The 401-nt window shown below is 37.2% G+C and carries 1 tRNA gene and 1 pseudogene; one reads left to right on the forward strand and one right to left on the reverse strand.

The features are described 5' to 3' along the window. Position 1 precedes the first annotated feature (1 nt). Positions 2–78 (reverse strand) — tRNA-Pro (locus tag DMC01_RS12840). A 227-nt stretch (positions 79–305) separates the two neighbouring features. Between DMC01_RS12840 and DMC01_RS15615 the strand changes: the two are divergent. Further along, positions 306–401 (forward strand): annotated as a pseudogene (locus tag DMC01_RS15615) (FAD-dependent thymidylate synthase); the annotation flags it as partial.

Below are 401 nucleotides of genomic sequence, written 5' to 3' on the forward strand. Positions count from 1 at the left end.
GTGGTCGGAGTAGCGGGATTTGAACCCACGACCTCACCCACCCCAAGGGTGTGCGCTACCAGGCTGCGCTATACTCCGGTTTATCAAAACAAGCAAAAAGCCTAGCTTCTTTGCTTTAAAAACTTGGCTTTAATTATACTTTGTTTTTGTAAATTGCTATGTTCTTTGCTTGGATTCGATGAAGATCTTAAATTTAAGCTAGAATTTGTTTAAAATTCACAAAGAGGGGTTATAATTTCTTTGTGAATTTATATGAGTATTTAATTTTTGTTTGTAAAAATTTAAGCTAAAGATAAGGATAAAAAATGCAAGTTAGCCTAATGCACCATACCGAGCTTAAAATTTGTTCTCACGCCATTCGCACTTGCTGGCAAAGCTTTGAAAAAGGCGATGAGGGAGGA

This window comes from Campylobacter troglodytis, assembly GCF_006864425.1.
In the GTDB taxonomy this organism is placed as follows: domain Bacteria; phylum Campylobacterota; class Campylobacteria; order Campylobacterales; family Campylobacteraceae; genus Campylobacter_D; species Campylobacter_D troglodytis.